The organism is Paenibacillus pabuli (assembly GCF_039831995.1).
GTDB classification, from domain to species: Bacteria; Bacillota; Bacilli; order Paenibacillales; family Paenibacillaceae; genus Paenibacillus; species Paenibacillus pabuli_C.
Map to the genome: position 1 here is coordinate 857,906 of NZ_JBDOIO010000003.1, position 19,521 is coordinate 877,426.

Consider the following 19,521-nt stretch of genomic DNA (forward strand, 5'->3'; position numbering starts at 1 on the left):
TATTCATAACGTACTATTTACTTGCTCACATCTCTTCAAGCGAAACCCAGCGCCGTTCTGCAACGGAACGTTCCACCGCTTCCAACACCGCCTGGCAGGCAACCCCATCATGGAAACTTGGTGACGGCTGACGTCCTTCTGAGATGGCTGTAACCAGCTCCAGCATTTCGTGTGTAAACGTATGCTCGAATCCGATGGTGTGTCCTGCTGGCCACCATGCCTCGGCATACTTGTGTGCCGGATCTGTAGCCAGAACGCGCCGGAATCCCTGAACGTCTTCTTCATCTTTTGTAAAATAAACTTCCAGTTCATTCATTCGTTCAAAATCAAACCGGACACTGCCTAGGCTGCCGTTAATCTCGAATGAATTCGTGCTGCGGTGACCTGCTGCAAAGCGTGTAGCCTCGAAGCTGCCCAGTGCGCCTCCTGTGAACCTGGCCAGGAACAATGTAGCATCATCAACTGTCACTTCACCCTTCGGTGCATCCGCATTCGAGCTGCCTTTGGCACTGAGTCCAGTCATTTCGGAAGCAAGTGGCCGTTCCTTGATAAACGTCTCGCTCATTCCGATCACTTCCTGGAACTCTCCCACTAGGAATCGTGCGAGATCGATTAGGTGTGCACCCAGATCCCCGTGTGATCCCGAGCCAGCTACTTCCTTTTGCAAACGCCACACAAGCGGGAATGAAGGATCCATGATCCAGTCCTGCAGGAAAAACGCGCGGAAGTGATAGATTTTACCCAGGCGACCGCTCTGAACCAATTCCTTGGCAAGCTGCACAGCCGGGGAGAAGCGATAGTTGAATCCAACCATGTGGGCTACTCCAGCATCTTCTGCTGCTTGAAGCATCTCTCTCGAATCGGCAAGCGACAAGGCCAGCGGTTTCTCACAGAATAAATGTTTACCCTGACGGGCTGCTTCCAGCGCAATTTCCTTATGCGCATCACTTGGTGCGTTAATATCAATCAGATCAATATCATCGCGCTTCACCAATTCACGCCAATCGGTTACACTTTCGGACCAGCCGAACTGGTTCGCTGCTTCCTGTACGCCTTTTTCATTCCGGCCGCAGATGACCGACATTTCAGGCTGTAGCGGTGCTGACGGGAAAAACATGGGCAGACTGCGATAAGCATTGCTATGGGCCTTCCCCATAAACTTGTATCCTACCATTCCGACACGTAGACGATTTGACATGTTCTTTTCCTCCTTTGGAATCTAAAATCATGCTCTAAACTACTTACGAATCGATGAAGCACGGATGATTAACTCTGCAGGCAATAACGCTCTTGGCGATTCAGATGAAAATTCCGAATCCTCAGTTGAAGCGCTTCCAACCAAAGAACCATGAATGAGCTTCGAAGCTGCCAGTTCACCCATCTCATAAAAAGGAACCCTGACGCTCGTTAGCGGTGGCACGGCCATCTCGGCAGCATCGGAATCATCATAGCCGACAAAAGCCGGGAAATCCTGAACCCTAATCCCGCGCTCACGCAATCCGTGCATAACACCAATAGCCATGCGGTCATTGGCAGCAAACACGGCGTCTATCTCGTCAAGCCTCGCTGCAATCGTGGCTGCAGCCTCCACACCGCTTCTTCTGCTGTAATTCCCTTCAAGCAGGAGGCTAGGATCCAGCTCCATTCCGGCTTCATGTAAACCAATCCGGACACCCTGCAGCCGCTCCTGACTGTTGGAATAACTGTCCGGACCGTTGAGAAAAACAATGTTGCGGTAACCCTGATCGGTAAGGTGGCGAATGGCGAGCCTGCTGCCTTCTACATGATCAGCATCCACTTCCACAAAGGCTTCACCTGCAAAGTGTTGGTTCATGACACAAAAAGGATGACCTTCCTCTTGTAACTGCTGCATGGCTGCCAGTTCCCCGGGGTCATCTCTGGCACCAAGAATAATGCAGGCGTCCACTTTTTGACGTCGAAACAGGTCGGCATAATTCATGACTTCGCCGGGTGATCTGAACATGACCAGCAGATCCATACCGCTGTCTCTGGCCTTATTTCCAATACCGCTCAGCATTTCCGAGAAAAAATAGGCAGAAAACAGATGCGCCTTCGGAACATAAGGCAAAACAACACCAAGGTTACCACTTTTGCTTCTGGCGAAGCTGCGTGCAATTGCACTGGGCACATATCCCAGCTTCTTGGAAGCTTCCAATACTTTGCGGCGAGTCTCCTCTTTGATCGGTCCAACCCCGTTAAGTACACGAGACACCGTAGCTTCGGAGACCCCTGCCAAGTCAGCCACCTCTTTGCGGGATGCCATGGATTTCACCTCCTTACGTCCTTTAAATACGATACTATTTATAGAATTTGATTTTATGTACGCGCGTACATTTTCTCATGTGTTGTAACCGTTGTCAATGCTTTTAACATAAAACAGGAAGAGGATCCGTATAAGTAGATTCCCTTCCTGTTTGATCAACCTAAGAGCACAAATCTTGTCCAAAGCGTCATGGACGAGTCTATTAGCTAGCCTATGGCTTGACAGCGACTTTTAGACCTTTAGAACTCCGTCATGTTTATGTCAACACACTCTGATCTACCGACGATTGGCTAAACTCTGCCTGCTCCAGTATTTTAGCCGGGCTCTGGATGGAATCCGAAGGTTCCGGTCTGGCCTGAAGCTCTCTTACCTTGTGCAGCACTTCCTTGTTGGGCAGGAAATGTACCGAGCGAATAAACCGAATCGTTTTGGTTTTGGCACGCATAACAATCGAATCGGTTTCGGCCCGGTCATCCGCAAGATAACGTACACCGCCCAAAATTTCTCCTGGCGTTACACCAGTTGCAGCGAAAATAACATCCTCTGTACCGATCATGTCCTGCATCGTTAACACTTTGTAAGGATTATCAATGCCCATCTGCAGGCATCGCTGGAACTCGTCTGCATTAGCTGGCATTAATCGACCTTGAATTTCGCCTCCGAGGCAAGAGAGCGCTGCTGCAGCCAACACGCCCTCAGGAGCTCCGCCTGAACCGACGTATAAGTCGATGCCTGCCTCAGGGAAAGCAGGTGCCATTGCACCCGCTACATCGCCGTCGCTGAGGAACTTGATCCGTACGCCAACCTTGCGCAGTGTTTTAATCGTACTTTCATGCCGGGTACGGTCCAGAATCATGACGGTCAGATCTGAAATGTTTTTGTTTAATGCAGCCGCCGCTTTCTCTAGCGTAACCTCTACCGGGTCTTCGATGCTGACCTTGCCGACAAGTGCTGGACCTACAGCCAGTTTCTCCATATACATATCCGGTGCATGGAGCAGGTTTCCTTTTCCCGCCACTGCAATAACCGATAAAGCGTTGTTCAGGCCCTTGGCCACGATTTCTGTACCTTCAAGAGGATCTACAGCAACGTCTACCTCGGGTCCTTCAGCGTTACCCACTTCCTCGCCGATGTACAACATGGGTGCTTCATCCATTTCTCCTTCACCGATTACCACCGTGCCGCGAATGGACACGGAATCGAACATGGCGCGCATGGCCAAAGTAGCCGCTTCATCTGCACTGTTCTTGTCACCTCTTCCCATCCAGGGGGCTGAAGCTAACGCAGCCAATTCTGTTACTCGGACAATTTCCAACGCCAGTTCGCGTTCCATTTTTCCCACTTCCTTTCCAGTTTTCAAAAGCATACATGGAAAGCACTACTAAATCCATCGCAAATCCATATCAAAATGATCTAAAATCAAGGCGGCACGCCCCATTTGGAAGTTTTTCCGCTTTTCGTTTGGAAGTGATCAAGTAATGTAACTCTCCCTTTTTTGATGAATTTTATTCTGTTGGTACATTCATTGATTGTTGAAAAATTTAAAATATTCAATCGTTTTTGGTAGCAGCACCTCATTTTTCTAGCGAACAGCTTATAGCAGAATTGATTCACCATAAATAATTCATCTAACAATAGTTAAACAACATAATAAACGGAATATATCTGGCTCAAACCATCCTTACTTACCTCATATCGAAAACGATTTACAGCGAGACATTTATAACATGACGATTCCCGAAATCACATCATATTTGAAATGAAATATTAAAACATTTGCTGGTAAAGTCAGGAATGAGATTGTCCAGATCATCATCATGATCTTCAATCATCCTCATTTAGCAATATAGATACAGCTTATAGGGGGCATTGAAAATTATAAGTTTACATAATAAATATTATGTGTAAATTTCAGCCGAGATAATCTATTTATATCTAACCAATTTCATTTTGGGTCATCGTATGCTCCACCTTCATTGGTAAAATGGGTATGGATTAGACAGAAAAAGACCAGAAAAAGGAGTTCCCTCTCTCTGGTCTTTCTTCCCCTCAATTCTTATTCTTGCTGTACAGCTGTCATTCGTTTGTTTCTACCATCGTCTGTTGATGCAATAGTTGAGTCACCACAACTTTCACTCGCCTTACAAACTGCTCTTATAATGCCTCCATACCCGGTGCAGCGGCACAGATTGCCGCATAATCCCGTTTCAATCTGTTCCTGTGTAGGCTGAGGATGATGATCAAGCAGTGCCTTCGTGGCAATGACCATCCCTGGTGTACAATAACCGCATTGAAACCCGCCCTCTTCAACAAAGGCCTGCTGAATCGGATGCAGACTTCCCTCCGGCTCACCATGAAGCCCTTCAATGGTCGTTATTTCACGTCCTTCACATTGATAAGCCATAACCAGGCAGGAGTTGACCGGCTCTCCATCCATAAGCACCATGCATGCACCGCAGCGACCAACCTCACAGGACACCTTGGTTCCGGTCAGATTCAAATGAGTCCGAAGCACATCGACCAGCCGGGTCGTTTGAGCAATGTTCAGTTGCTTCTCTTCCCCATTCACTACTGCTGACCAGGTGTTACCAAGTGGCTTGCTCATGAGGGACTCACCCCTTCCTGTAAAGGTACATGTAGCGATTGAACCAATTGTTCGCGCGGAACGGGCAATCGATTCACCCAAACACCGGTAGCCTGATGAATTGCCGCAGTTATTGCCGGAGCGAGCGCCACAGATCCAATCTCGCCAATCCCTCTTGGTCCAAAAGGATCTCCTTCAGGAAGGTCTTCAATAGCCTCAACCTCCAAATTGGTGTGAATATCCCGAATCGTTGGAATAAGATACGTGTCCAGATTGGTTATAAGATATCGACTGTCCTGCATGACAGCATCCTCCGTTAACGTAAATCCGAGCGCCATCACACTTCCGCCTTCGATCTGTCCGATAAATCCCATTGGGTTAATAACGGGTCCTGCGGCTACCACATGACGTGTATCGAGCAATTTGGCTTCTCCTGTTAAAGTGTTCACTTCTACTTCTGCCGCAACCGCCGCGTACGTATATAAGTAGTGTCCGCCCACCACATGATCCGGTGTGGTTGGATAGTCGAAATGAGTATCAAACACCCATTCCTCCGCAGTGCCTTGGCTCACCAACTCTGTATAGGCAATAATGAAGCCCGATGTCATCGTCTTATCAACAGAGAGAGAAGAAGTCTCCAGGGCATCAACAAGTGATGTTCCAGTCACTTGCCCCACTGTCTTCTGTTCCGTTGAATTTGCCGCCATAACATCACTAGGCAGTTGGCCTTCACGCCATACACCACCAGGTCCTGTCACCAGTTCATCAGCCGGGATACCCGACAAGGCAGAAGCTACCGCTAGCACTCTGGAACGAAATGGAGTCTGCAATCGTTGCAGAGCCATCCAGGCCATGGTTGTCGAACGTGAAGCAGTGCTCGAACCACTATGAGGAACCCGATCCGTATCGCCAATGATGATGCTGAGATCCGAAGTACTGCACTGAAACAGATCGCAGAGCATGATCTCCAATGTAGCGATCAATCCCTGACCAAATTCTTCGTAACTGAATGCCACCTCAATCTTGCCTTCGGCATTAAGGGATAAGCGGCCTCCTGCCGGGTCCGGGATCCCGTAACCCAATCCGGCACCGTGCATGGCAATTGCAGCTCCAACCCCGCGCTTGATCCAGGGAGGCAGAGAAGGATTAGCCGTAGGGTGCTGATGTTTTTGCCATAACTCAGAACGATCCATCGCTTCCCATACTTGTGACAGTCCATCTGTAGCCAGAATTCGCTGATTTAACGGACCAGGGTCAGCCTTTCCCCTCATGTTCCGTCTCCGAAATTCCCATGGGTCCATATTCATGATCTCCGCAAGTCGATCCATTTGGCCCTCCACTGCAAAAATGGCCTGATTGCCGCCAAATCCGCGAAATTCACCTGAAAGCCCATTATTGGTATACACGGACACGCCCTCCACATCCACATTAGGAATGGAGTAAGGACCGAGACAATGCTCCGTGCAGAAGTTCAGCACTGGCGCTCCAAGCGTAGCGTACGCGCCTGTATCCGCCGTAATGCGAACCCGGTGAGCTTGAATGATGCCTTCGCGACTGATTCCGGTCTGCATTTCAATTTTCATCGGATGACGCTTCAGACCTGCACGGACGGATTCTTTGCGGGAATTGTGCATTTTCACGGGGCGTCCGCTGGTCAATGCAAGAAGTGCTCCATAAGGTTGTACGTTCAATTCGTCTTTCCCGCCGAAAGAACCGCCGATGGGTGATGATACGACACGGATATCTTCCTCAGGACAACCGATAATCCGCGCGAGCTGCATTCGATCCTTGTACCCGTGCTGCGTTGCTGCGTAGACATTCAGCCTTCCTTCGTCATCCGGAACAAACAAACCACCTTCCGTCTCCATATAAGCGTGCATTTGACGAGGTGTATAGTACGTTTCTGTAACGATATGTTTACATGCAGCAAAAGCTTGCTCCACATTCCCGCGTTTGATTTCGGTGCGATGCAGCACATTGCCTGGTCCATGTGGATGCAGCTCTGGTGCGCCAGGGGCGAGAGCTGCATCCGTGCTGTCCAGCGGAGTAAGCTCCTCATACTCCACTTGGATGGCATCCAGAGCCAGTGCTGCCCGTTCCGGGGAATCCGCAGCTACTGCCGCAAGGGCATCTCCAACATAACGCACAACATCGTCGCAAAACACCGGCTGGTCGGGTGTTGCAATCCCGAAACGATTAAGTCCGGGTACGTCTTTGGAGGTAAGGACGGCATACACTCCCTCCATCGCCTCTGCTTTTGTAGTATCTATAGATAAAATGCGCGCATAAGGATAGGTACTGCGAAGAACTCTTCCATGAAGCATTCCGGGTAGAGTCATATCCGTCAGATATTGAAGTTGTCCTGTTACCTTTGGAATCCCATCCGGTCTCAGATGCCACCGTTTTCCACTATGTTCCCGATTCAGCAGCATGGTCTCTCCCCCCTTTTCTAGCATAAGATTCGCAATCCAATTTATAGAACGAAATAGAACCCTCTCATTCCATGATTTAGGATCAGGACTACCAAACTTGAATTAATGAAGTGCTTCCCAAAGTCCAGCACCCAGCAAATTACCTGCAGTCCGCTTCCGGTAGTGTTCGGTAGCAAATGCATCACCATAGGTCACGAATTCCGAGGCTGCAGCATCTGCAAGCGCTGTGGTTTGCATAATGGAGGCTTTGCCGCTGAGTAATAATTGCTCCGACTCGGGGAGTCGCATGGGCATGCCGGATCCTCCGCCTGCAGCTATCGCAACCTTTTTCCAAGTACCATCTGTAGCAATCTCTCCCCGAAAAGCAATGGTCACCAGAGATGCGCTAAATGTCTCCCGCCGGCCCAGCTTACGATAAAATTCAATTTCTCTCACGTCAGTTGTAGGACGATCAGGATTGGTGACAGACCACTTCTCCATCGGGATCTGGATCGAGATTAACACATCATTCGGATTGCGACTGCCGTCACGTCCCCCTTTTAACCAGGAGTCCAGTGTACGAGTTTCCAACCCTGTGTCTGTCATCCAATGCAGTTCTGCATTATAGGTGAGCAATGCAGGTAACGTATCTCCGACTCCTGATACAATGTTGCCGCCGATTGTCGCTACATTGCGTATGGAGGGTGCAGCTATCGTTTTCACGGCCTCTTTCAGTAACCGCAGATGCTGAAGCGACCCGTCCGTTATACATCTATTCAACCGGGTCAGGGCCCCGATCACAATTCGTTCTCCATCCATATAAACGTCACTTGTCTCTGGAATACGGGCCAGACTGATCATGTGCTCCGGTGCGGGTACAAGACCGCCTTCCCACTGGGTCCGCAGCAATGTTGCGCCTGCAGCATAACAAAAGCTTCCGTTCAGCCTGTTCTTCAACATCTGGAGTTCTTCCAGATCTTCCGGCTGCCATACCAATGGCATCGCTCCTGATCCATATGCCGGTATAACCATCGTTCCATCTCCTCTCTCTTTCTGCATCTATGGGCCGCTGGATATCACCAAGCAGATCCTTGTCATCTCTGGATCCAATCCGTATAGTCGAAGCTTCATGAGCAAATTCATGGCGCATGATCCAAATAATTCTTCAAATCATATGAGACTGAAGGGGCAGCGTCAATTAGCTTCACATCGATTTGGATAAATGTATAAATACGATCCACGTTTTGTGCTTCATGCATGATAGGACGATCCAAACCTGACACTGCTTCTCTTTAAAATGATGAAACGACATAAACAGGCCAATCCAACTAACTGGATGACCTGTTCATGTTAAGAGAGGAGATATACTCGGCAACTTCTCCTGCTTTGTTTTCAATTGTGGGGCATGTTCTTGGATCGAGATTAATTCTTATGAGCTGATTCACTTACATAATCCATAATGCGTTTCAGTTCCACCTCGGTATCGGCATCCCAGAAACAGAATTCAGGCAAAGTGACCCGGATTCCCGAGTATGTGTCATTATGCATAATCTTGCGCGCCCCCTCATCTCCGCCAAGAGATTGGAGGGGTTCAAACATGTGGGAGCGAAAGGCAACAGGAGGTTTGCCGCCCTCGCCGTCCGCAGCAGCTGCATAATCAGACTGTTTGTTCGCAGCGAGCGCTGCCGAAACCTGATTAATATCCTGTGCCCTTATCAAAGGTTGGTCCGCCAAAAGAATCACTACACCCTCCGCCCCGTACTCCTTGGCTGCCTTTAGGCCACTTTGAAGTGATGCGGCCATGCCAGACGAATATGCTGTACTGAGAGCAATCTGAAGCTTAGCCTCTCTCCTATAGGTATTGGAAGATGAAAGAAGCATGTTTTCGGGAAGCCATGCCAAGGAATCCTCCGGTTTCACCACACAAATGACCTGTTCCAGGTCAGAATCGAGTGCCGCTTGAAGCGACCAGGCCGCCAATGTTCTCCCATCAGGCATAGCCAGTGCTAATTTGTTCCGGCCAAGACGGGTACTCTTACCTGCTGCAAGCAGAATGCCCGTTAGTCGCACGCGTATTCCCCCTTTGAGCTAACCGATTCTCAGTCAAGGCAGCACGCTTGCATGCAACCAGTTCTGAAGCAATGCTAATGGCGATTTCTTCTGGACCATCTGCACCGATACTTAACCCAACGGGAGAATGGAGATGCGGAAGCGGCGGTAATTCATTCAATAATCGTGCTGTTCGTGTTTTGGACCCCATAATACCGAGATAAGCGTACTCACTGCCTGACAATAGCTCCAAGAACTCGCGTTCACGCGGGAATTGATGGCTCATCAGAATGAGATAATCCCCGCGGTGTATATCCAGTACAGACATGATTTCAGAGGGGAAACCGAGGACGAGATGTGCATTCGGAAACCGTTCGGACGTACACAAACCTTCTCTCCAATCAGCAACAATGACACGAAATCCTGCTGCCTTGGCAAGTCTGGCAACAGGTATGGCATCATTTCCCGCTCCGACTATAATTAGACGTGGTTTGGGGGTGTACATGGCAGTTATCCGTACTGGCAAATTCCAGAACTCTGCCTCAGCTGATTTTTTTCCCTTTGTTACAAGTGACAGACATAGGGCAGATTCAAGTTTCCTATCGATTGGCTTAACCCGATTCCATCCATACTGAACACGCGAATGCTTATTCTGAAAGTACCGGGTCAACTCCGCTGCTGAACCAGATTCGAAACAAGCGTGCATCTCAGTCAATACGGTTCTCAGTTCGCCGCAGACAGGCTCAAGCAAGACAACGACCAATCCTCCGCAGCCAATCGTTTCGCCCCAGGAGAGATCATCTTCAGGGCGCATGTCGTATTCGGCAAATGCTATATGTTCCGTGTCCAGCACTCGTTTTACACGTGCTTGCAGATCACTCTCCAGACATCCCGGGCTGATACTGCCATACATCCTGCCATCTTCGGTCAAGAGCATAGAGACTCCCTGCTTACGGTAAGCATGACCTTCCACCTTGACCGCCGTCGCAAGTACACAGCGTGCTTCGCCTGCTGCAATTGCACACAGATCATGCATTTCCATATTCGTCTCCACCTTTCCGAAATGTCTTCTGCCAGCAGCTGTAATTCAACGCTTCTCCCAGAAACTTAGCCTAGGTCAGATTCTCTTCATCAAGCGTGCAATGCTCTTATCCGACTCGCGAAGAACGATGCCACGGTCAATGGTCTGGATCTTCCGGTTTTTGAGCACAATGCTTCCATCAATAATGACCGTGTCCACACAGCTCCGAGTCGCGGAGTAAACTACACGGGAATAGACATCTGTCTCATAAGAAGGATACGTATGGAAATCATCCAGATCCAATAACACCATGTCTGCCTTTTTGCCCACCTCCAGACTGCCAATTTCCTTCGACAGACCAAGCACTTCAGCACCGCCCATCGTTGCCATGCGCAGAACCGTGCGTGCATCCATAATTGTCGGTCCATGGGGAACCTTTTGAATTAACGCCGTCAGGCGCATTTCCTGAAACATATCCAGGTTGTTGTTGCATGGTGCGCCGTCCGCACCGAGTCCTACAGCGATCTGGCGATTAAGCAGGTCAGGAATTTCCGCGATACCCGAGGACAATTTCATGTTTGATCCGGGACAGTGGGTGACTTTTACGCCTCGCTTGCGAATGATTTCCTTCTCCTCTTCACTGAGCCAGACACAATGTGCAAGGACCAAACGCGGGGTAGCCAAACCGATATGATCCAGATAGACAATGTTACGCATTCCACGTTCGTGTTCTACCAGTTCAATCTCGCCCCGATTTTCCGAAGCATGCGTATGCACCTTCACCTGATACTTGTTCGATAGATCACGTACTTCAACAAGCAGTTCCTCTGTACAAGAAACGACGAATCGTGGACAAAAGGCATACTGAATGCGCCCGCCTCCGAAGCCATTCCATTTCTCCAGCAAATCGACACTTTGCTGCAGTGAGGTTGCCGTATTTTCACGCAGCGGTTCAGGCACCTCGTCGCCATGGTCCATCATGACCTTGCCTGAGATCACCCGAATGCCGCTCTGTGCCATTGCCTGAAAAGCCGAATCGGTGTGATGGACGGTCTCCATATCCAAAATGCTCGTGGTTCCACTCGAAATCAGTTCGCCGAGCCCAAGCATCGCCGAATAATAGACGGATTCCTCATCATGAGCCGCTTCCAGTGGCCAGATCCGCTGACGAAGCCAATCCATGAGCTCCAGGTCGTCCGCACGGCCGCGGAAGAGTGTCTGGCACAAATGAATATGTGTTTGAATGAACCCTGGCAGCAGTACTTTGCCACGGGCATCAATGACCTGATCGGCCTGAACGTCGATACGCTCGGCAATCTCTTTGATTTTGTTATCCTCAATCAGCAGATCGCCTGTAAATACGTCTTCTTCTGCGTTCATTGTGACGAGCTGTGCACCCTTCAGCAGGATCGTTCCCATGATAATCTCCCCCATCGTATCTATCTCTTTTCTCTTGCGTTGTATTCATGAGAAATCAATACAAGCAACAACCAAGCGTGGTTACCAACCGATGGCCATGCCATCTCCTCTGGGATCGGCAGCTCCGCTAATCATGCCATCCTCACGGATAACGATGCCTTGTGACTGTCCCATAATGTCATCCCATGGGGCTCTGATCTCCACGTTATGCCCCCACTTGGCCAGCGTTTCGCATACGTCATCATGATAACGATTCTCCACTCGCATAGTGTCGCCTTCTTCGCCCCAGGTTCGTCCATACACCCATCGAGGGAGACCGATCGCCTCCTGAATGTTCAGACCATAGTCGAGAACGCCGGTAAGCACGGATAACTGCGTCTGAGGCTGCCCTTCTCCGCCTTGTGTACCCAGAAGCATATAAGGCTTCCCGTTACGGGTGACAAGACCAGGCATGAGCGTATGAAAAGAGCGTTTATTCGGTTCAAGCACATTCGCATCCATTGGATCGAGAGAGAAAAAAGACCCTCTATTTTGCATAATTACGCCAGTATCTCCCGGAACGTAGGCTGCGCCAAAATCAAAGTACAGACTTTGAATAAACGAGACCGCGTTGCCTTCCTGATCGACAACAGCAGCGTAAGCCGTATCCTGTCCGATCGTTTTGGACAAGAAGGGCTGTGCTACTGGAGGCGCAGACTGGATCTCACTCCATAACTCATCCCCGTATGTCTTCGATAATAGTTGGTCCAGCGGGATTTCACGGAAATCTGGATCGGTGAGATACCGATCACGATCACGAAACGCCTTTTTCACCACTTCGGCCATCAGATGGTAAAACTCCGGCGAAGTACGACCTACGGAAGAGAGGTCTATATGTTCGAGCATATTTAACATCATCAAGATCGAGAAACCCTGCGAGTTGGGTGGCAGCTGGTGCACTTGATAACCCCGATATTCCGTGCTGACAGGTTTCACCCACTCCCCCTTGTGTGCTGCAAAGTCCTGAGGTGCAAGCATGCCGCCATCTTCAAGAATGGCCGAAGTCATGCGATCCGACAGCTCTCCTGCATAAAAGGAATCCCGTCCTCCCGCCTGAATCAGGCGAATGGAAGCAGCGAGTTCGGTCTGGACGAGCAGCTCACCTTCCTGAAGCAGTGTGCCATAAGGAGCAAATACCGCGCGCAGTGGCGTGTGCCCCATAATGAACTCTTCATCCCGTTCCAGCCACAGGCGAAGATTGCGCGACACAGGACATCCCTTCTCAGCATACTGTGCTGCCGGTTCAAGCAGCTGCTCCCACGGTATTTTCCCGTAGCGTGACCACACTTCCCACCATGCATCCACCATTCCCGGAACCGTTATTGCACTTAGCACACCGCGCTGGGGAATGGCATTCATGCCCATCGCTTTGAACGTATCAGCATGAATACCTGCAGCGGAGCGGCCACTTCCGTTGTAAGCGGTAATCTCTCCACTTGCTCCATCATGAATAAGGAAGAAGGCATCTCCTCCAAGCCCAGTCATATGCGGGTAAACTACGCCAAGTGCTGCGCTTACGGCGACAGCTGCATCATAAGCGTTACCGCCCTTCTGCAAAATAGAGCTTCCAACCGCGCTCGCCAGATAATGTGGAGAGGTGATCATCACCTCTCTGGCAACGGGCATGTGGTTTAACATAAAGCTCCCTCCTTTCCGGCATACACGTCCAGTGCAGCCTGCACAGCCTCGCCCGCAGGCAGCCCGTGGTGATGACGGAGCAGAACAGCCTCCAGTGCACCAAGCACATGCAGTACATTTTTGCGCTGACAGCTGAAGCCCATCGTTCCGATCCGCCAGATTTTCCCCTTAAGAGGGCCAAATGAACTCGCAATTTCGATCCCGAAATCATGCAAAAGCATGCCTCGAACCGATTCGCCATCGATCCCTTCAGGAATATGGATACATGTAACCACCGGAAGTTTGCTGGACATGTCTCCATAAATCTGAAGTCCCATACCCTGAATTCCGGCGACGAGCGCGCTTTCGTTGATCCGATGCCGCTCGAAACGGGCTTCCAGTCCTTCCTGAAGTAAAATTCGCAGACCTTCATGAAGACCGTAGAGCATCGAAGTAGCCTCTGTATGATGATTCAACCGGGCAGAGCTCCAATAATCCTGCAGCTGACTCAGGTCAAAATAGTTGCTTGCAATGGTTCGGGCCTCTGCCCTCGCGCTTGTCGCGTCACGGAGTCCACGTTCGACCGTTTTGCGGCTCATCAGTTTTTTTTCCACGCGGCTGTTATATGTCAACGGGGCCATGCCGGAAGGAACAGATAAACACTTCTGCGTTCCGCCCATTACCGCATCCAGATACCAGGTATCCGTCTTAACGGGCGTACCGCCTATAGTGGCAACCGCATCAACGACGAGGAGAAGATCCAATTCCCGGCATACTTTGCCGATCTCAGCGAGAGGCTGCATCTGACCGGTGGATGTCTCTCCATGAACCATGGCCACGAGATCTGGTTTATGAGTATGAATGGCCTTAATCACTTCTTCCGGATCAAAGACCGATCCCCAAGTGGCTTCAATAATTACTACTTCGGCACCGCAGCGCTCCGATATTTCTACAAGCAAATGTCCAAATCGTCCGTATATGGGGACCAGTACCTTATCCCCCGGCTGGATCAGACTAACCAGCACTGCTTCAATGCCGGAACGTGATGTGCCATCCACCGGATAACACCACTCATTGTTCGTCATGTATAATTCACGCAGCATAGCCATCGTTTCATTCATCAGGGACGTAAACTCCGGATCAAACTGTCCAAGGATCGGGAAGGACAAGGCCCTTAGAACTCTGGGGTCGACTTCAACTGGTCCCGGGGTCATGATGGTTCGCAAGGACGGGGATAATTCTCTATAGTTGGACATGGTCAATCAACTCCCGTAACCGTATTTATAGAGTAGCTGAACGAGAACCCGAAATCCTCGCATCAGGTCCTCCTCAGCTGTGAATTCAAGGGGGCTATGACTGATCCCGGCCTGACTTGGCACAAAAATCATCGCTGTCGGGCAGCTTGGCTGAAAGATCTGCGAATCATGTCCAGCCCCGCTGGGCATTTGCATATAGGACAGCTGCTCCTGCTTGCAAATGTCTTGAATATCCGCTGTGATCTGTTCGTTCATTGGAATCGGTGTGACCGACAAGTGTTCTTCCCAGTTCAATTCCAGCTGAAGTTTGGATGCAATACCGATGAAGGCCTGAAGCATGTCTTGCCAGCACCGATCAATACTCTCCTGCCGGATATGACGAATATCAAGCGAGAATTCAGCGTGTGACGCGACCACGTTACCTACACCAGGTTCAGCTGTGATCCGGCCAACAGTTGCTACAAGTGGTTCACCTGCTGCCATAGCAATTGTTCTAACCGCCGTGATCATCTCGGCTGCACCTGCAAGTGCATCCTTCCGCCACGACATAGGCGTCGTACCCGCATGATTTGCTTCGCCGCTAACAGTAATACTTAATCGTTTCTGACCAACGATATCGGATACAATGCCAATTGAATGACCAAGCCGTTCAAGTATCTGGCCTTGTTCGATGTGAAGTTCGATAAAGGCACCGTACTTTTGGGCAGCCGTTCTGTAGCCACTGTCTGATCCGAAACCGGCTTCTCGAATCGCTTGTGAGAAAGGTATCCCGTCCTTATCCGTCAAATGTTGAATATCTTCAAGAGAGGTGACTCCCGTAATGCTTCGTGATCCCCAATAGGCAAACGGAAATCGGCTGCCTTCCTCTTCACATAGCGAAACCACTTGAAGCGTACGCTTCGGTGCCCCGAAATGCCGGCGTAAGTATTCCAGCGCAAGTACACCTGCCGCTACACCGTAGGCACCGTCATATCTTCCACCGTACACGACAGAATCAATGTGTGATCCGGTCACAATGGGGAGTTGTTCAGCTCCCGCTACTGAATCTGCTGCTTGTAACGTGCCATATAGATTACCGGATTGGTCGAATTCGGGAAGCAGTCCCATTTCCTCCATCCGTGCTGCGAGTGCATACTGTGCCTCGCACCAGGCTTTGTCGTACAGCAAGCGAGTAACACCACCCTTGGCATCTGCACCGAATGCGGACAGCCAATCCAGCATGGCCTGCAGCTTCACTTCTGCCAGCTGCGGCAAGGGAACAATCTGCACTTCCGTCCCGGAACCCATGAATGTTTCAAACTCTGTCATGCTGCTCCTCCGTTCCGCGCGCTCCACTTTTTCCAAACGAACCAGCTGCAACAAACTGTCCTGCAGGATTAGGGGACAGCCCTGCATTAGCACTGTATACTCTGATCCCCCTGCAGAACACTTCTGCAACGGCGCACGCGAATGTACGTCCGATATATGGACTCTGTTTGTGGGTATATAACAAATCATCCATTTTCAATGTGGTCGTCGTATTCCAATCAATAAACACTAGGTCCGCGTCTTTACCGACCGCAATTTCCCCTTTGCTCTCAAGGCCAAGCCTTCTGGCAGGCTCCAAAGCAAGAACTCTTCCAAGTAAAGGTAAGCTAATACGGCGGCGAAGATAACCTTCATCAAGCATGATCAGCAGCGTGCTCTGCGCACCCGAAATACCGCCCCATATTTCAAAAAAATTATCGGATTCTTTCATGGATGGCGGGCACGGTGAATGGTCGGATGCGATGACGTCAATAAGCCCGGATGCCAGAGCGTCCCATAACGACTCTTGTTCAGCGCGGCTGCGGAGAGGTGGGGCACACTTCGCTACAGCGCCTAACCGAACCACATCCTCGTCCGTGAGCGTAAGATAATGCGGGCAAGTTTCCGAGGTGACGTCCTGCCCGCGCCGCTTGGCTTCCGCAATCCGTTCTAACGCTTCCCTCGTACTGATATGCACGAAATGCAGCGGGCAACCCGTCTGCTCTCCGTATTGAAGCGCCCTGGTTACGGCGAAGACTTCAGCTTCTGCCGGACGGGATTTCACATAATCCATTGGACCTGTTTTTCCTTCGGCAACGCTTTTTGCGCCAAGCTGTGCAACCATCTCTTCGTCTTCGGCATGAAGAGCAAGTACGCGATTCAGCTTGGCAATCTCGTGCATTCCGTCCAAAAGCGTTTGCTCATCAGCTCTCGCAAAGATGTCCTCTCCTTCTCCACCTGGCTCTGACATAAATGCCTTGAATCCGGCTGCACCGGACTCGGCTAAGTTCGTTAACTGCTGCCGATTACCCGGAACCAGTCCTCCCCAAAATGCATAATCGACATAGGAGCGGGCCTGGGCAGCTTTCATTTTCATATCCCAAGCTTCCGGACTTGTCGTTGGAGGTACCCCATTAAGCGGCATATCAACATAAGTGGTAATTCCCCCTGTAGCGAGCGAAGCGGATCCCGAACGGAATCCTTCCCAACTTGCCAGTCCAGGTTCATTGAAATGAACATGAATATCCACTACGCCAGGCATTACAGTGAAGCCAGCTGCTTCTATGACTTCAGTTCCTTCATCAGCCTTCAGTTGGGCTGACAAAGCCGTGATTTTCCCATCTGTAATACCAATCTCCAGCTCCTGCACACGATCTCTTAACACGACCCGGGCCCCCCGGATGATCGAATCAAAATTTGCCATTTGGATGCCCTCCCTGAGTCAGTACCAGTATTCAAACTTCTTCAACTTCCGCGGTATGTACTATAGCCTCCTGGAGCGATCAATAAAGGGATATGATAATGACTTGCAGTATCGGATACGGCAAAACGGATCGGTACGACCGTCCATAATGCCTGCATCGATTCTTCGGTTGAACGCGTCGCGTAGTACTCTTCGACATCAAAATGAAGCTCATAAATTCCCTGCTCCAGCCCGCCTCCATCCAGTAAAGGTGCATCCAGACGGCCATCACCGTTGGTCACCGATTCCGTGACTTTTAACTTGGATTCCGATTCTACATCCTTTTGTACAAAATAAAGCTCTATCCGAACTCCCGCAGCCGGTACTCCTTTGGATGTATCCAGTACATGTGTGGTTATGCGTCCACCAATCTTCGACATTACGATCTACCTACTCTCTTCGAGTCATTGTCCTCTGTTTCAAGATCATCCCTTGTCATTGAAAACCCCTGAAACCCGAATGGCGGTCTGGGTTCGGTATACACCTTGCCTTCTCCTTCGGTCACTTCTTCCAGCACCGTATCCCATGTCCGGTTGTTGGATTCAAACGAAACTTCACTCAATTGACCGAATCGCTTCAATACACGAAGTCCGATCTGATACAGCAGGTGCTGAATGGACGCAGAACGGCATTCGTGGAACACGGCAGCAGCGATATCACGTACTTGTTCAGCGGCCACATAACGTCCACGTGTATCGTCCATCCCATCTCTTGGGTCGTCGTAACGCCAGTTGATATCCAGAAAAATGAACAAGGGACGATCTCTCGCCTCAGCCAGTGTTGTATACTCATCCTTGATAAATCCCGCAAATTCACTGCCCTTAACCTTGATTAGTCGCAGATCGGCTACCCCGCTGAAATGGTTACTCAGCTCAATTTGGTTACCGTTTCGTTCTGCCTCTATTGCAGCCGTACCCCGATCATTTTGCGAATAACGGAATACCATCGTGCTTGATCGATAACTTCCATCGAATCCGATGGGTACATCTTCAAAAGGTATCTGATCCGCTGTCATCTGAACTTTCGTCATCTGAGGGTATGTCTCAAGAAAGAGCTGACTCACATACGCAAGAAAACCTTCAACCGTAGCACCGGTATAGCTCGCAGCGTGTTTGAGAATAAAATTCTTCATGGAGTCTGTTGCAACTATGCAGGAATTATCTCCTTTCGTAAACGAAGGCAAGAATGCCTCACCCTGTACAGCTACCTTGATGTTCATGCCGAACAGAACGTTGCTTCTTCCGGTAAATGGAGATTCCGGAACCGATCCGATCCCGGTTAGAGGTTTGGCATAGGAGCGATACAACCACACGTCGCCTTTGCCGTAATACATGGTTCGCTTAGGGGCCCCCGCAGGCTTCGGTCCAATTTCATGTTCATGACCAATTTGAACCAGCCACTTCTCCAGACGGATGGATGCAATTTTGAAAACTTCCTTCAAAGCCGTCTGAAACTCTTCCTCCCTGTCCCGCCCACGGCGCTGACGCATCGAATCGAGAATGGTCTGAGCAGTATGACCTTTGACTGCCAATATGAATGGAAAGCCAAATCGGCTTGTATACTCCTTGTTTAATTGGTTCAGTTCGCTATACATCTCAGGCGAGAGAGAATCCAGTCCTGCGCCAGCTTGTTCCTTCACGGAATTGCTGCTCATGCTGATTCTTGCGCCGAGATCGGGATGGTTGCGAAGCAGCTGCAGGATGACCTTGTCATCAGCCGTTTCAACGACACGCTTCATGACATTCATCATGTGTTCCAATGAATCAAAGGGACGCAAAGTCCAGGAACGTTCAGCCACCCACGGTGATTCCTCAAATAATCCACCAAAGGTATGCACGAACTGTGTGACAGACCAGCTGTTAACGAGTTTAATAAAATCGCTCATGTCAGAACCTCCGGTCTTTTATGAATTGTTGTTCTTCATTTTACGGTTCAGGGTGGGATGCAGCAATAATATGTACGCAATTTTGTAATATAACATAACATCATATTCGGGAACTGTTATCTGTGCACAGGGATTAAGGCTTTGCATGTCATAAAACCTAAAAAAACCGCACGCCCGATAAGGGGCGTACGGTTTTTTTCTAGATTT

General features: G+C 49.9%; 15 protein-coding genes. All 15 read right to left on the reverse strand.

Going from position 1 to position 19,521, the window contains the following annotated elements; translation table 11 throughout:
* Positions 1–25: 25 nt before the first annotated feature.
* Positions 26–1,198, reverse strand: a complete 1,173-nt coding sequence (locus ABGV42_RS06000) for a Gfo/Idh/MocA family protein (protein WP_347380837.1) — start codon at positions 1,196–1,198, stop codon at positions 26–28.
* A gap of 39 nt (positions 1,199–1,237) precedes the next feature.
* The gene (locus tag ABGV42_RS06005; protein ID WP_347380838.1) at positions 1,238–2,284 is read right to left on the reverse strand and encodes a LacI family DNA-binding transcriptional regulator; all 1,047 of its coding nucleotides are present in this window, start codon (positions 2,282–2,284) and stop codon (positions 1,238–1,240) included.
* Positions 2,285–2,540: 256 nt separating this feature from the next.
* Positions 2,541–3,617 (reverse strand): class II fructose-bisphosphatase, encoded by a 1,077-nt coding sequence (gene glpX, locus ABGV42_RS06010; protein ID WP_347380839.1) that lies wholly within the window; start codon positions 3,615–3,617, stop codon positions 2,541–2,543.
* Positions 3,618–4,340: 723 nt separating this feature from the next.
* A complete protein-coding gene (locus ABGV42_RS06015) occupies positions 4,341–4,889 on the reverse strand; it encodes a (2Fe-2S)-binding protein (protein ID WP_347380840.1) in 549 nt (182 codons plus the stop codon).
* Positions 4,886–7,300, reverse strand: a complete 2,415-nt coding sequence (locus ABGV42_RS06020) for a molybdopterin cofactor-binding domain-containing protein (protein WP_347380841.1) — start codon at positions 7,298–7,300, stop codon at positions 4,886–4,888. Before ABGV42_RS06020 ends, ABGV42_RS06015 begins: the two co-directional genes overlap by 4 nt.
* Before the next feature lie 102 nt (positions 7,301–7,402).
* On the reverse strand, positions 7,403–8,311 hold the full coding sequence (locus ABGV42_RS06025) for an FAD binding domain-containing protein (RefSeq protein WP_347380842.1): 909 nt from the start codon (positions 8,309–8,311) through the stop codon (positions 7,403–7,405).
* Positions 8,312–8,701: 390 nt separating this feature from the next.
* Positions 8,702–9,349, reverse strand: a complete 648-nt coding sequence (locus ABGV42_RS06030) for a nucleotidyltransferase family protein (RefSeq protein ID WP_347380843.1) — start codon at positions 9,347–9,349, stop codon at positions 8,702–8,704.
* The gene (locus tag ABGV42_RS06035; protein WP_347380844.1) at positions 9,315–10,370 is read right to left on the reverse strand and encodes an XdhC family protein; all 1,056 of its coding nucleotides are present in this window, start codon (positions 10,368–10,370) and stop codon (positions 9,315–9,317) included. Before ABGV42_RS06035 ends, ABGV42_RS06030 begins: the two co-directional genes overlap by 35 nt.
* A gap of 75 nt (positions 10,371–10,445) precedes the next feature.
* Positions 10,446–11,768, reverse strand: coding sequence for a 5'-deoxyadenosine deaminase (locus ABGV42_RS06040; protein ID WP_347383151.1), 1,323 nt, complete (start codon positions 11,766–11,768; stop codon positions 10,446–10,448).
* Positions 11,769–11,849: 81 nt separating this feature from the next.
* Positions 11,850–13,445 carry a gamma-glutamyltransferase gene (ggt, locus tag ABGV42_RS06045; RefSeq protein WP_347380845.1) on the reverse strand — a complete coding sequence of 532 codons (1,596 nt, stop codon included), beginning with the start codon at positions 13,443–13,445 and terminating at the stop codon, positions 11,850–11,852.
* The gene (locus ABGV42_RS06050; protein ID WP_347380846.1) at positions 13,439–14,680 is read right to left on the reverse strand and encodes a pyridoxal-phosphate-dependent aminotransferase family protein; all 1,242 of its coding nucleotides are present in this window, start codon (positions 14,678–14,680) and stop codon (positions 13,439–13,441) included. The genes ggt and ABGV42_RS06050 overlap by 7 nt, the downstream gene beginning before the upstream one ends.
* 6 nt (positions 14,681–14,686) lie before the next feature.
* Positions 14,687–15,988, reverse strand: a complete 1,302-nt coding sequence (locus ABGV42_RS06055; protein ID WP_347380847.1) for a Zn-dependent hydrolase — start codon at positions 15,986–15,988, stop codon at positions 14,687–14,689.
* Positions 15,975–17,390, reverse strand: a complete 1,416-nt coding sequence (gene allB, locus ABGV42_RS06060) for an allantoinase AllB (RefSeq protein WP_347380848.1) — start codon at positions 17,388–17,390, stop codon at positions 15,975–15,977. Before allB ends, ABGV42_RS06055 begins: the two co-directional genes overlap by 14 nt.
* 41 nt (positions 17,391–17,431) lie before the next feature.
* Positions 17,432–17,809, reverse strand: coding sequence for a hydroxyisourate hydrolase (uraH, locus tag ABGV42_RS06065; protein WP_347380849.1), 378 nt, complete (start codon positions 17,807–17,809; stop codon positions 17,432–17,434).
* Positions 17,809–19,314 (reverse strand): factor-independent urate hydroxylase, encoded by a 1,506-nt coding sequence (gene pucL, locus ABGV42_RS06070; protein ID WP_347380850.1) that lies wholly within the window; start codon positions 19,312–19,314, stop codon positions 17,809–17,811. Before pucL ends, uraH begins: the two co-directional genes overlap by 1 nt.
* Between the last annotated feature and the right edge of the window lie 207 nt (positions 19,315–19,521).